The following is a 13,484-nucleotide window of genomic DNA, read 5'->3' as shown; positions in this document are numbered from 1 at the left end:
TCAGTGGCTGCCGCCGGTCATCTGCTCATAGATGCGCTTGCAGTCCGGGCAGACCGGGTACTGGGAGGGGTCATGCTTGGGCACCCAGACCTTGCCACAGAGTGCCACGACAGGCCGACCGGTCAGCTTGGACTCGGCGATGCGCTCACGGGAGACGTAGTGGGCGAACCTGTCGGCATCGCCCTGGTCGTTCAGCCGGGTTTTCTCGGCGGTCTCGGTGTCCGGACGGTCCAGCACGGCCGTGCCAGTACCCTGGTCGGGGTTCTGCTCTCGCTCCGGATCTTCCATGCGAATGCTCTTGCTTGCAGTCATGACACCATGGTACGGCGACGAGCTACACGTTCGCTCCCTATGACGCGCTACGCTGAGAATCATGACTATCGCTGTATGCCCTGGCTCATACGATCCGGTCACCTCCGGCCACATGGACGTGATCGAACGCTGCGCCTGCTTCTTTGAGACGGTCCACGTGGTTGTGGCCGTCAACGCCGCCAAGACCCCCATGTTCAGCGAACAGGAGCGGGTGGCCATGATCCGCCGGGCCCTGGACGAGGACGGGTACCCGAACATCACCGTAGCCTCTACTGATGGCCTGATCACCGACTACTGCCGTAAGGTGGGCGCCTCGGTCATCGTCAAAGGACTGAGGCAGAACGGGGACTATGAGGCCGAGCTGGGCATGGCCCTGGTCAATCGCAAGCTGTCCGGGGTGGAAACGCTCTTCCTGCCAGCCGATCCGGTGAGGGAGCACATCTCCAGCACCATCGTCAAGGACGTGGCAAGGCATGGAGGGGACATCACCGGCATGGTCCCCGACAGCGTCGTGGACGCGCTGATAGGCACATTGCACAGGGACACACCGCACACGGAAAAGAGCCAATGATGAACGAGCAGACCCAGGAAAGGGACGATGGCGAGCCTATCGACGACTCGACCAGAGCGAGCGCTCCCAAGCCCGCAGTCGACATGAAGGACCTGCCCGACCTGCAGGAGGATCGGAGCAAGAGCGGGAACCCCCGATCGGAATTCACCACCGTCTATGACATCATCGACCGGATTCAGGCCATGCTGGACGAGGCCAAGGCCCCAATTTTCAGTCCGGGACTGGTCAAGGTGGACCGAGACGAGCTGGCCGATGACCTCAACGAGCTCAAGAAAATGCTGCCAGTGCAACTGGAGCGGGCCTCGGCGCTCATGAGGGAGGCGGAGCGTCGGCTGAACACGGCTCAGACCCAGGCCAACGCCACCATATCCGATGCCCAGAGTCGGGCTGCGGACATCGTCAAGGAGGCCGGCGAGCAGGCCCGCTTCCTGGCTGGTCAAGAGAATGTAGTGGCCATAGCCCGGCAGAAGGCCCAGACCATCATCGACACGGCCCAGTCCCAGGCAGACCGTCTGGTCCAGGGAGCTGATGGGTATGCCGCCCAGGTCATGGGCGAGCTTGACACCCAGCTGGGCAAGATGAGCCAGGATGTGCGTGCCGGCCTGGAGGTTCTCCATCAGCGTGAGCAGGAGGCGGCGCGTAGCATGAACGCGTCAGTCTCGGACCAGGGAGAGGAGGCACAGGGATGAGCAGACCGGAGGATTCCCCCTGGGCGGTTTCAGTGGCCCAGGTGTCGACGCGGGCAGGGCAGAGCACCCGGGTGGACCGTGATTTTCCAGCCCCGGAGGGCATCGGCGACCAGGTAGTGGGCATCCCGGCAGGAACGCCCGTGCATGTGGAGGGCGACATCGACTCCCTGGTGGACGGACTCCTGTTGCAGGCCCATATCAGCGTGCCCCTGAAGACTGAATGCACCCGCTGCCTGAGGCCCGTCAATACCAGCATCAAGGACGACCCGGTGGTCTTCTTCCCCTACAAGGAGCCCGAACCGGAGCCGACCCGTGGCAAGGAGGAGATCCTGGCCGAGCAGGAGGAAGAGGCTGGCGGCCAGACCTATCCTCTGGTCAGCGGAGGCGCCTTCATGGATCTGGAGGCCCTGCTGCGCGACACTCTGGTGGAGGCCCTCCCCCTGCAGCCCCTGTGCCGGCCCGACTGCCGGGGCCTGTGCCCCCAGTGCGGCATGGATTTGAATGATCATCCCGATCACCACCACGAGATAATCGATGACCGCTGGGCGGCCCTTGAGGGACTCAAACAGCGTCTGGAGCAAGAGGAGAATCCCGGCAGCGCCGGCCAGGCTGGCGAATGACCGGAGGTTGCGGTAAACTGCTCTACGCTTAAGCTCGAAGTATTCGATCGAAATAGAGGACAATATGGCACTGCCAAAGTACAAGACCTCGCGCGCCAACACCCATTCCCGGCGCGCCAACTGGAAGACCCAGGCCGCCGCTACGGTGACCTGCCCCAACTGCGGAGCTCCTACGCTGCCGCACATGGCATGCCCCAGCTGCGGCATGTACCGCGGGCGCGTCTACCGCGACGCCATCCGTTCGCAGTTCAGCAAGTGAGCCGACTGGCGATCAGAACGCAATGAGAGAACCCCGGCCATCGACGGGTGGCAGGGGTTTTTCCATATCATCAGGCGAAAGGGCCGAGAAAGCGAGAATGGCCATGCAGGAAGGGCACTCCGGAAAGGATCAGGAAGACCATATGCAGCAGGAGGAACAGGAGCAGGTGGATCCCGGCAACCAGGCGGCTGAGGAACTCTTCCAGGCCCTGGGCGGCAGGATCAGCCCGGAGCTGCTGGTACACGCCCTGACCCATCGCTCCTTCGCCCATGAGCACCCAGGCATGCCCAACAATGAACGGCTGGAGTTCCTGGGCGATGCGGTTCTGGAACTGGTGGCCACCGAGACCCTATACAAGGTTCATCCGGACATGACCGAGGGCCAGCTGGCCAAGATGCGGGCCAAGGCGGTCTCAGAGGAGGCCCTGTCGGCCATCGCCCGGGAGAAGCTGCATCTGGGGCAGTATATTCTTCTGGGCCGGGGCGAGAGCGAGAACGGCGGGGCCGACAAGGACTCCATACTCTGCGACACCGTCGAATCGCTGATCGGGTCGGTCTTTGTGGAGCACGGCATCGAGGGTGCCAGGACCACCGTCCATACCCTTCTTGACGACACCCTGGCCGAGGTGGCCACCGAGGGGCCTGCACTGGATTGGAAGACCTCGGTCACCGTCAAGGCCCACAAGCTCGGCTTGGGCGAGCCCCGGTACACCATGGCGGTCTCCGGGCCGGAATACGCCCAGGTCTTCACCGCCGAGCTGCGACTGGAGGACGGCGGGACCGTGATCGGCAAGGGCAGGGCCAGCAGCAAGCGGAAGGCCCAACTGGCTGCGGCCGCCCAGGGGTGGAAGCGGCTGGACGATCAGAATCTGCTTGCAACCCTACGCACCGAGCAATCAGCCTGAAGTTCCTGTCGGAATTCCGGCATGCGGTACTGCCGCCACGCCCCGACCAGACCCCTGTTTAGACTATGGGCATAACCCCGGAGGCACGCCGTCACGAACGGCACAGGTACCTCCTCCTGATCGGGATTCGTCCGCCCACCCCGCCGACGCTCCGACAGGTTCGTATTTCGACATGCACGGCCGCAGGTCGGCGCGCAGTCTGGAGGTCGAGAGGAAACATGAGTCTGCCGACACCTCTGCAAGCGTTCAGCTCGGTACCCAAGAACTGGGACCATGACGACAAGGATGTCCCTGCCCAGGGCGAGCCCATGACGGGAGCCCAGGCACTGATTCGGTCCCTGGAGGATCTGGGGGTCACCCAGGTCTTCGGCGTTCCAGGAGGTGCCATTCTGCCCGCCTATGACGCCATCGACGATCAGGTGCGCTTCAACTTCACACTGACCCGCCATGAGCAGGCAGCCGGCCACGCAGCCGAGGGCTACGCCGTCTCCACGGGCAAGGTGGGGGTCTGCCTGGTGACCTCCGGACCCGGAGCCACCAACATGGTCACCCCCATAGCCGATGCCATGATGGATTCGGTTCCCCTGGTGGTGGTGACCGGCCAGGTGGGCGTGGACTCCATCGGCACCGACGCCTTCCAGGAGGCTGACATCGTGGGTATCACCTACCCGGTGGCCAAACACTCCTATCTGGTGACCAAGGCCCAGGACATCCCCCGGGTCATGACCGAGGCCTACCACATCGCCCGTTCTGGAAGGCCGGGCCCGGTAGTGGTGGATCTGAGCAAGACGGCTCAGAACGGCAAAATGCTCTACTCCTGGCCCCAGGAGATGATTCTGCCCGGCTATAACCCGGTGACGCGTGCCCACGGACACGTCCTGGACGATGCCGCCCGGCTCCTGGTCCAGTCGCACAGACCGGTTCTCTATGTGGGCGGCGGCGCAGTCCGGTCAGACGCCCGTCGGCAGGTCCAGGAACTTGTACGAGCCACCGGTGCCCCCATGGTCACCACCCTGCCTGCGCGAGGCATCGTGCCCGACTCTGATCCAGCAGTTCTGGGGATGCCCGGCATGCACGGCACGGTGGCGGCCAACGGGGCCATCCAGCATTCCGACCTGCTGGTGGCTGTGGGCACACGCTTCGACGACCGGGTGACCGGCAGCCTGGAGGACTTCGCCCCGGTGGCCCGGGTCATCCACATCGACATCGACCCAGCCGAGATCGGCAAGAACAGGCAGGCGGACGTACCCATCGTTGGAGACGTGGGTCAGGTGCTGGACGACCTGATCCCGGCGCTCAAGGCCGCCCAGCGCACCTGGGGCAAGCCCGACCTCAAGCCCTGGTGGCGGCTTATCGACGGATGGCGGCACGACTACCCCACAACCTTTGAACCCAGCCCGGATGGCACCCTGGCCCCTCAGTGGGTGGTCCAGACCCTGAGCAACAAGGCCGATCCCAATACCATCTGGGTATCCGGTGTAGGTCAGCACCAGATGTGGGCCAGCCAGTTCATCGACTTCGAGCGCACCCGCTCCTGGGTCTCCTCCTGCGGACTGGGGACCATGGGCTACGGTCTGCCCGCCGCAATAGGCACGGCAATCGGTACCCGAGAAGAGGATGATCCGAGGCCCGTCTGGCTGATCGACGGGGACGGCTCCTTCCAGATGACCTCCGAGGAACTGGCCACAGCCGGGCAGGCGGGACTGCCCATCCGCATCGCCATACTCAACAACTCGGTCTACGGCATGGTCCGCCAGTGGCAGACCCTCTTCTACGGCAGCCACTACTCCCAGACCAATCTGGAGGACGGCGGCGCCAAGCCCACAGACGGCAACGGCATCCCCGACTTCGTCAAGCTGGCCGAGGCCTATGGCTGCCTGGGACTGCGGGCCTTTACCCAGGAACAGGCCCTGGAGGCCATTGATAAGGCCAACGCGGTGACCGACCGGCCGGTCCTCATTGACTTCCGCGTCTGGAAGGATGCCATGGTCTGGCCCATGGTCCCGGCAGGCGCCTCCAATGACACCATCATCTACAAGCCGGGCGTGCAGCCCCTGGCCGGTATCCGTCCGGAGCAGGAGCAGGCCGAACCACGCGAGCAGACCGGAGCCGACCGGGCAGCCATGGCCAGCGACGCCGCCGGTCGCATGAACAAGTAGGAGAGGGGCACCACATGGCCAATTATCCAGCATCCAAGCCCGGTTCCGAACGGCACACCCTTTCCGTCCTGGTCGAGAACCGTCCCGGCGTCCTGGCCAGGGTGGCCGGTTTGTTCGCCCGGCGCGCCTTCAACATCAACTCCCTGTCGGTCTCATCCACGGAGCGGGACGATATTTCCCGGATTACGGTCACGGCAGACGTGGAGGCCGTCCCCCTGGAGCAGATCATCAAGCAGCTCAACAAGCTCCTTCACGTGCTCAAGATCGTCGAGCTCAAGGGCGACGAGGCCGTGGAACGCGAGCTGGTCATGATCAAGGTCAAGGCCAACGAGCGCAACCGCTCCGACGTGCTGGAAATCGTCAAACTCTTCCGTGTGCGCGTGGTCGACGTCCACCCCGAGTCCCTGACCATCGAAGCCACCGGAGCCGAAGGCAAACTGGAGGCCCTGCTGCGGCTGTTGCGGCCCTTCGGCATCATCGAGCTGGTTCGTTCGGGCGCTGTAGCCGTTACCCGAGGTCCCCGGGCCCTAAGCGAGAAGGTGCTGGGTTCCCAGATCACCGGCCGCTAACTGGTCCTGTAATCCTGGAAGGTGGTGCCCATGACTGACGATGTGACTGCAGGAATGAGCTGGACGGGCCGAATCGAATGGGAGCGGATGGTATCCGGTCAGGTCTATCAGGACACCCACCCCGACATCGATCGCCAAAGGGAGCGGGCCGAGACCCTCTTCCTGGAATACAACCGGACCGGTCCTGGGCAGAAGCAGGAACGACGAAGGATTCTGGAAGACCTGCTCGGTCAGGTGGGACAGGATGTCGTCATCAATCCGGACTTCAGATGCGAGGTGGGCTGCAACATACGGATCGGCAGTCAGACGCTGATCAATTACGGGGCCGTAATGTTGGACAACGCTCCGATCACCATAGGCAGGAATGTGTGGATAGGCCCCGACGCAGGGCTCTTCTGCACCAACCATGCCTTGGACTATGAGGAACGGAAGGCTGGCGCCTGCCAGGCCCGACCCATCGAAATCTGCCAGGGTGCCTGGCTGGGCGGTCACGTGGTTGTCCTGGGCCGTGTACGGATTGGCCGTGGAGCCGTCATCGGAGCGGGGTCTGTCGTCACCCATGACATACCGGATCAGGTAATTGCGGTCGGCAACCCCTGCACTGTCCTGCGGCCTATCACCGATGCGGACAAAACCGGTTACCTGGACAGAATTCATCAGCGTGACCAGGAGAACGACCAGGACCAATAATCCCCCTCCCTCTGAAAAGCCCACAGCTCATTCCATCCAAGGCTGGCGGTAGATTGGGGAATCATGCCCATCTATGATCTCGGTCTGGAACACGTCGCTCTATCCTTCGCCACCAAAACCATCTTTACGGATGTGACGCAGGGCATCTTCGAGGGTGACCGGATCGGCATCGTTGGCCGAAACGGCGACGGCAAGTCCACACTGCTGCATCTGCTGAAAGGCACCCAGGAACCCGATCAGGGCCGGGTGACCATGCGCAATGGACTCACCTTCGGCATGCTGGACCAACGTGATCCCCTGAAGGACGAGGACACGGTCCGTAAGGCAGCCTTGGAGAATCGACAAGACTACGAGTGGGCTGCCGACCCCAGATCGCGTGAAATCGTTGAATCCCTTCTGGGCGGCATGGAGCTGGAGGCCAAGGTGGGCACCCTGTCCGGCGGCCAGCGCCGCAGGGTGGACCTGGCCCGGCTGCTGCTCCGTGATTGGGACATCCTGGCCCTGGATGAGCCGACCAATCATCTGGATCTGCTCACCATTCACTGGCTGGCCGAGCATCTGAAGAACCGCTGGGCCAAAAACTCCGGAGCCCTCCTGCTGGTCACCCACGACCGCTGGTTCCTGGACGAGGTCTGCACCTCCATGTGGGAGGTACATGACGGAACCATCGACCCCTTCGAGGGCGGCTACAGCGCCTATATGCTCCAGCGGGTGGAGCGCGAGCGCCAGGCGGATCTGGCCGAGACCAAGCGCCGCAACCTGGCCCGCAAGGAACTGGCCTGGCTGACCCGAGGCGCCCGGGCCCGCTCGACCAAGCAGAAGTTCCATGTCAAGGCCGCCCAGGAGCTGATCGCGGACGTGCCACCCATGCGCAACAGCCTGGAACTCAAGCGGATGGCCACCTCACGCCTGGGCAAACAGGTGGTGGACCTGGTCGACGTGACCAAGATCTATCCAGGGGCCGACTCCGATGACGATGAAAACAAGAACGACCGGGTCCCCTCCCCTCATGCCGAACGCCCCCTGATGGGCTCGGTGACCGTGGCCGCTGATCCCGACAAGGAGCGTCCAGGCACTGCGGCGGCCGGCACCCTTACCATCAGCGGACATAAAGTCCTGGACGACGTGACCTGGCTGATCGGCCCTGGCGACCGGTTCGGCATCGTAGGCGCCAACGGAGCGGGCAAGTCCACTCTGCTGGGTCTGATTGACGGCAGCGTGGCTCCCACGGCAGGCCACGTCAAGGTCGGCAAGACGGTCCGCTTTGCGGTGCTGACCCAGCGTCTGGATGAACTGGAGAAACTGGGCCGCTATCGGATCAAGGAGGTCCTAAGCCGTTACAGGCCCACCTATCTGGTGGAGGGCAAAGAGGTGTCCCCGAGCCAATTGATGGAGCGCTTGGGCTTTGAAAGCTCCCAGCTGATGACCAGGATCAGCGACCTGTCTGGCGGACAGAAGCGCCGCATGCAGCTCCTGCTCATCCTGCTGGACGAACCCAACGTGCTGATCATGGACGAGCCAGGCAACGACCTGGATACTGACATGCTGGCCGTCATGGAGGACATGCTGGACTCATGGCCAGGCACCCTGATCGTGGTCTCCCATGATCGATACCTGCTAGAGCGGGTGACTGACCAGCAGTTCGCACTTATCAACGGCAAGGTGGTTCATCTGCCCGGCGGTGTTCAGGACTACTTGGATATGGTCGAGTCTGCCGACCGGAATGCTGCGGATGCACCGGGCCAGGCATCAGCCAAGGAGGCCGGGGATCCCAATCAGGCCAAGGCCGAACGAGTTGCCAAACGGAATCTGAGTAAGCAGGCCTCCGCCATCGAACGCAAGCTGGCCAAGCTGGCCGATCAGCGCAAGGATCTTGAACGGCAGATGGCCGAGCATGACCCCGGCGACTACCAGGGCCTTAACGAACTCAACAGCAAGCTCAAGGATCTTACCGGGCAGTCAAACCAGCTAGAGGAGGAGTGGCTGGCCATCGGGGAAGAGCTGGAATAGCCTCAGGCGACAGCCAGCTGAGCGGCCTGGGTCGAGCACCGGGCCGCAAAGGCGGAGAAGATTGCGTCGGCCAGAGGCTGCATCTGCGGCATCCCCTTGATAAATTCGTCGCGCATTTTAGCGATTTTGGATTTCTTCATCGTTCCGACCATGCTCGGCACCTGCATCCATTCCTCGAAGATGGGCACCGTCACCTCCAGGTGGAACTGCAGGCCCAGGGCCGACCCCAGCCGAAAAGCCTGAACCTTGGTCGCCTGGGAGCGGGCCAATAGCTTGGCACCCGGCGGCAGAGTGACCTGGTCGGCATGCCAGTGCAGCACATCCGTGTTCTTGCTCCACATGGCCACATCGTCGTCCTGCCCCACCCAGCGGATGGGCCCCATGCCGTATTCGGGCTCCCGGTCCTTCATCAGGGTACCTCCCAGAGCCCGCGCCAGAATCTGATGACCCAGGCAAATCCCCAGGATGGGCTTGTTGGCAGCCATCGCCGCCTTGGCCAGCTTGGTCTCCGCCTTGAGTCCGGGATGTTGCGCGTACTCGTCAGCCGACATGGGCCCGCCCATGATGACCAGCCCCGCCAACTCACGCGAGCGCGGCAGCTCAGGCTTCTTCTCATCCACGATATTGGTGATCTCGGTGTCCAGCCCGCACTCCTGGAGATTGTCGAGAATGCGACCCGGCTTTTCCCAATCCACATGCTGAAGCACCAGCACCCTAGGTTTCGCCATGATTCCATTCTTGCACATAAGCCCTCGAACCGGCTCCGCAGGCTCCACATTTCCTCTTGGGCAGTCAGCAAGCCTTGGTAGGCTCAAGGTTATGGATACGAGTTCGCAACCGCATGATTCCAAGGCTTCAGTCAGCTTGGCCGCAGCTGGTCTGCGTCTGTATGACACAGCTGATCACCAGGTGACCCCTTTCCAGCCCATCGAGCCGGGCAAGGTTGGCATCTACGTGTGTGGGGCCACGGTGCAAAGCTCGCCCCACATTGGCCATATCAGGACCACCTTGGCCTTCGACGTGATTCGACGCTGGCTGCTCAGGCTGGGATACCAGGTAACCCTTATTCGGAACGTGACTGACATCGACGACAAGATCCTGACCAAGGCGGCGGCCAACGGCCAGCGCTGGTGGGAGCGGGCCTACATCTACGAGCGCGAATTCACCCATGCCTACGAGACCATGGGGGTCCTGCCACCCACTTACGAACCCAGAGCCACGGGGCATATCCCTGAGATGATCGACCTGATACAGCGCATCATCGACCACGGCCATGCCTATGTGGTGCCTGACGAGCAGGGCCGCCCATCAGGCAATGTTTACTTCGACGTGGCCTCCTGGCCCGAATATGGTGCCCTGACCCACCAGCAGACCGGCACCCAGCCCGCCGACGAACAGGCCGCGGCCAACGACCGGCTGGGACCCAGCATCGACACCGATGGGCAGAATACCGACGCCGATGAGGAGCCCGGCAAGCGCGACCCCCGCGACTTCGCACTGTGGAAGGCACCCAAGCCCACCGATCCGCCCACGGCTCGCTGGCAAACGCCCTTCGGCACAGGTCGGCCGGGCTGGCATCTGGAATGCTCAGCCATGAGCCACCGCTATCTGGGCGCTGATTTCGACATCCACGGAGGCGGCCTGGACCTGCGATTCCCCCACCACGAGAACGAGATGGCCCAGTCGCACGCGGCAGGCTGGGGATTCGCCCATCGATGGATGCACACGGCCTGGGTGACCCAGAAGGGCGAAAAGATGAGCAAGTCTCTGGGCAACGGGCTGTCCGTGGACCAGGTGCTGTCGCAGCATCCGGCTTGGGTGGTTCGCTACGCCCTGGTCTCGGTGCAGTACCGGTCCATGCTGGAATGGTCCGACCAGTCACTGCAGGAGGCCGAGGGCGCCTACGAGCGCATCAGCAACTTCGTGGACCGGGCTGGTCGGATCCTGGGAGCGCAGCCCGAGCGTGACCGCGTGGCTGGACTTAGCGCGGATGACCTGCCAGCGGACTTTGTACAGGCCATGAATGACGACATCAACGTCTCCGAAGCCCTCGCATCTATATTCGCGCTAATCCGGCGCACTAATACAATCATGGATCAGCTGAGCAACTTGGAAGGACCCAACAAAGAACCATCCATGGCCGAGGTCTCTCGAGCTCTCCTGTCCGTGCGTGGCATGTTGGATGTCTTTGGCCTTGACCCCTTATCAGAACAGTGGAACCATAGCGATGGACCGCAATCAGCAGGTTCGTGCGAAAAGGCTTTGGACATGTTGGTACGCGCGCGGCTTGATAGTCGAGAAAAAGCCCGAAAGGCCAAGGACTTCAAGTTGGCTGATCAGATCCGTGAAGAGCTTGCGGCAAGTGGTATCACCATCATGGACACTTCCAGCGGACCTACGTGGACCTCGAATTGCTGACTGCATGTACTTGCAGGGTCGACCGAAGTGTCAAAACCCATCGGTCGTAGCCATAAAATCCAGTACCAGAGGAAATCATGACCGATATTCGCGATGTCGCCAAAATGGCAGGGGTTTCCGTCAGCACTGTTTCCTACGCTTTCTCAGGAAAGCGGCCAATATCGGCAACCACGTACCAGCGGATAATGGACGCAGTCAAAAAACTGGGATACACACCTAATGCAGGTGCACGTATGCTACGTGCAGAGCATAAACACATAGTCGCTATTAGCGCTCCCCTACGGCTAGGGCAGAACCGAACAGCCTATGCTGACTATTTCATTGAATTCGCTCGCCAGGAGCATTCACGCGGATATGATTCCTTGCTGCTGACTGCTGAAAATGGTGTAGAGGATATTCGCCGAGTCACCTTAGGAAATCTCGCAGATGGCGTTGTTCTTATGGATATTGTGAATGATGATGTCCGCGCTGCACAGGCATCTACATATAAACGACCATGCGTAGCCATCGGCCTTCCCCGACGCCATGAAGACTGTGCCTGTATTGATTTGGATTTTGAGAAGATGGGTCGAATCGCCATCGAAAACATGGTGCAAGCGGGTCGTCGCCGTTTGATTTTTCTCAAAGGTCCGGATCAGGATTATCGTCGGCGTTCTGGATACCGACTCATCTTGCTAGCGAGTTTGCGCAAATGGGCCGGCCAGTATGATGCCGAGTTCCATGAAATATCAAATGGAGTAGCCAATCAAACCCAATATGCGAATCGGGTCCTCAAAGCTATCGGGACGCATAAGGCCAATGGCCTCATAAGTGAGGTCAGACCAGTAGTCTTGGATGCGGTTTTAGGACGAATAGCAGAAAGTGGCCGAACCATACCAGATGACGTAGCAGTAATGTCCTGCGCCGCTGACACCCCAAGCGAAACCTTGAAAGCACTGCATATCTCCGAGATGCCTCTGACACCGGATACGCTTTGTGTGGCTGCATCAGACATGCTGACCAAGGCAATCGAAGGCAATCAGGATGTTGCAGGGCAGGTCAGGCTCCAAGACCCGCCGCTGATCCAGCGTCAATCAGTTCCCACCATCGAATGAGCACAGTAAGTGGCTGAACTAGCCATAATCTCAGTTCAGCCACTTTTCAGTATCAACGAGGACGCCGATCACGCTCCGTTACTTGCATGACCTCATCTGCGAATGGATCGTGAGGCTCACACTGGTACCAATAGGCTACACTCGCTATATCATCCTGCCGTTCGAAATACCCATTTTCATCCACACCGATCTGTTGGACAGTGACACGGATATCGTGATTGAAATGAATGGGATCGGGGATGTGCCAGCGATACAAACCACGCATGACCGGGCTGGATGTATCCCAATACTCGCTCTGACGCTTGCTGTTCAGATTGCTCGAGCGGAAGGGGAAACCCATATAAGTCCCACAGTAGGTCTGTTCAACCATCTTGCCGTCGGCATCGTGAGCCGCAAAACTCCAAGCTCCACCAAAATAGTCCTCACATCCAGTTGAGCACCATGTCGGATACTTGCCGTCTCCGTCAAGGTAAATCTTGATCTCGCCCTCCCCCCACCAACGGCTCTCAAGAGTTGTCAAAGCCAAATATGTTCCCACATACGAGCCAGTGCCACTTACACCATCAAGAATGGTATAGTCATTGGCCAATTGAGTGATTTTCTGACGCCTCCATTGCGCATGAAAAGTCATGACCTGCGTTGGCAGATCATCGACGTCATCATAATCAATCTGGTAGAAGAAAGCAGGAATCGCCTCGTTATGCTCATTTCTCAGGATAATCCTGGCTTCACTGTGGAAAGGCATAGGAAAGAAGCAGTTGAATCCCCTGTTTGGGTAGACAGCCATCGGCATGGATTCGACTCTGCAAGCTTGGGCATGACCACAACAGAAGAAGTCCCCAAGAGGCGAACAGACCGATGGACTGTTTTCGCCATCCCAATAGCACTCCAATATCAGATTACGCAGCACGTTGGGACCTGTGGATGAGGTCGAATCAGTAACCGTCATCCAAATATGACGTATGATGCCTGATCCCTTAATGTCCGCAAGAACCGTCTGGCTTCCTGGAGCAATATTTTTCAAGCAGGGAGTTCCCTTGCGCGCGACACCCAGCTGGCTGGACGACATGGCTGCCTTGCCTTTATCACCGCTCGGATTTTCAGCATTAATGCAACGAGATCGTTCATTCGAAGGAAACACGAGTGCATCCATCCCAATCGCTCCCCCACAGCTGTTAATAACCATTTT

Annotated in this window: 14 protein-coding genes; 11 read left to right on the top strand and 3 right to left on the bottom strand. The window is 60.7% G+C overall.

Features of this window, described 5'->3' with window-relative positions; all coding sequences use genetic code 11:
• Complete coding sequence (locus ACNAOV_RS01560; protein ID WP_024627652.1) at positions 1-312, bottom strand: DUF3039 domain-containing protein; 312 nt, start codon at positions 310-312, stop codon at positions 1-3.
• A 61-nt stretch (positions 313-373) separates the two neighbouring features.
• Here ACNAOV_RS01560 and coaD point away from each other — a divergent pair, with 61 nt between their 5' ends.
• The 9 genes from coaD to ACNAOV_RS01515 all read left to right on the top strand — a co-directional run bounded on the left by coaD (position 374) and on the right by ACNAOV_RS01515 (position 8,783).
• Positions 374-883, top strand: a complete 510-nt coding sequence (coaD, locus tag ACNAOV_RS01555; protein WP_029677731.1) for a pantetheine-phosphate adenylyltransferase — start codon at positions 374-376, stop codon at positions 881-883.
• A complete protein-coding gene (locus tag ACNAOV_RS01550) occupies positions 880-1,572 on the top strand; it encodes a cell division protein (RefSeq protein ID WP_416517676.1) in 693 nt (230 codons plus the stop codon). Before coaD ends, ACNAOV_RS01550 begins: the two co-directional genes overlap by 4 nt.
• Entirely contained in the window at positions 1,569-2,192 is a 624-nt protein-coding gene (locus tag ACNAOV_RS01545) for a YceD family protein (RefSeq protein ID WP_416517675.1), read from the top strand. Before ACNAOV_RS01550 ends, ACNAOV_RS01545 begins: the two co-directional genes overlap by 4 nt.
• 64 nt (positions 2,193-2,256) lie before the next feature.
• Positions 2,257-2,451, top strand: coding sequence for a 50S ribosomal protein L32 (rpmF, locus tag ACNAOV_RS01540; protein WP_029677727.1), 195 nt, complete (start codon positions 2,257-2,259; stop codon positions 2,449-2,451).
• A gap of 142 nt (positions 2,452-2,593) precedes the next feature.
• Complete coding sequence (gene rnc / locus ACNAOV_RS01535) at positions 2,594-3,355, top strand: ribonuclease III (RefSeq protein ID WP_416517674.1); 762 nt, start codon at positions 2,594-2,596, stop codon at positions 3,353-3,355.
• 218 nt (positions 3,356-3,573) lie between these two features.
• A complete protein-coding gene (locus ACNAOV_RS01530) occupies positions 3,574-5,514 on the top strand; it encodes an acetolactate synthase large subunit (RefSeq protein WP_339347028.1) in 1,941 nt (646 codons plus the stop codon).
• Between the two features lie 14 nt (positions 5,515-5,528).
• The gene (gene ilvN / locus ACNAOV_RS01525; RefSeq protein ID WP_015021375.1) at positions 5,529-6,083 is read left to right on the top strand and encodes an acetolactate synthase small subunit; all 555 of its coding nucleotides are present in this window, start codon (positions 5,529-5,531) and stop codon (positions 6,081-6,083) included.
• A 30-nt stretch (positions 6,084-6,113) separates the two neighbouring features.
• The gene (locus ACNAOV_RS01520) at positions 6,114-6,773 is read left to right on the top strand and encodes a sugar O-acetyltransferase (RefSeq protein ID WP_416517673.1); all 660 of its coding nucleotides are present in this window, start codon (positions 6,114-6,116) and stop codon (positions 6,771-6,773) included.
• A gap of 63 nt (positions 6,774-6,836) precedes the next feature.
• The gene (locus ACNAOV_RS01515; RefSeq protein WP_416517672.1) at positions 6,837-8,783 is read left to right on the top strand and encodes an ATP-binding cassette domain-containing protein; all 1,947 of its coding nucleotides are present in this window, start codon (positions 6,837-6,839) and stop codon (positions 8,781-8,783) included.
• Between the two features lie 2 nt (positions 8,784-8,785).
• Here the strand turns inward: ACNAOV_RS01515 and ACNAOV_RS01510 are convergent, their stop codons facing one another.
• Positions 8,786-9,511 (bottom strand): type 1 glutamine amidotransferase, encoded by a 726-nt coding sequence (locus ACNAOV_RS01510; protein WP_416517671.1) that lies wholly within the window; start codon positions 9,509-9,511, stop codon positions 8,786-8,788.
• Between the two features lie 91 nt (positions 9,512-9,602).
• Here ACNAOV_RS01510 and cysS point away from each other — a divergent pair, with 91 nt between their 5' ends.
• Together cysS and ACNAOV_RS01500 are read left to right on the top strand one after the other, a co-directional pair.
• Positions 9,603-11,201, top strand: coding sequence for a cysteine--tRNA ligase (gene cysS, locus ACNAOV_RS01505; protein ID WP_416517670.1), 1,599 nt, complete (start codon positions 9,603-9,605; stop codon positions 11,199-11,201).
• Between the two features lie 77 nt (positions 11,202-11,278).
• Positions 11,279-12,295, top strand: a complete 1,017-nt coding sequence (locus tag ACNAOV_RS01500; RefSeq protein WP_416517669.1) for a LacI family DNA-binding transcriptional regulator — start codon at positions 11,279-11,281, stop codon at positions 12,293-12,295.
• A gap of 52 nt (positions 12,296-12,347) precedes the next feature.
• Here ACNAOV_RS01500 and ACNAOV_RS01495 read toward each other — a convergent pair whose 3' ends face one another.
• Positions 12,348-13,481, bottom strand: a complete 1,134-nt coding sequence (locus tag ACNAOV_RS01495) for a glycoside hydrolase family 172 protein (RefSeq protein WP_416518117.1) — start codon at positions 13,479-13,481, stop codon at positions 12,348-12,350.
• Positions 13,482-13,484: the final 3 nt, after the last annotated feature.

Source organism: Bifidobacterium asteroides (assembly GCF_048001765.1).
Classification (GTDB): Bacteria; Actinomycetota; Actinomycetes; order Actinomycetales; family Bifidobacteriaceae; genus Bombiscardovia; species Bombiscardovia asteroides_K.
The sequence above is the reverse complement of the archived record's forward strand: the minus strand, read 5'-3'. Positions and strand labels throughout refer to the sequence as shown.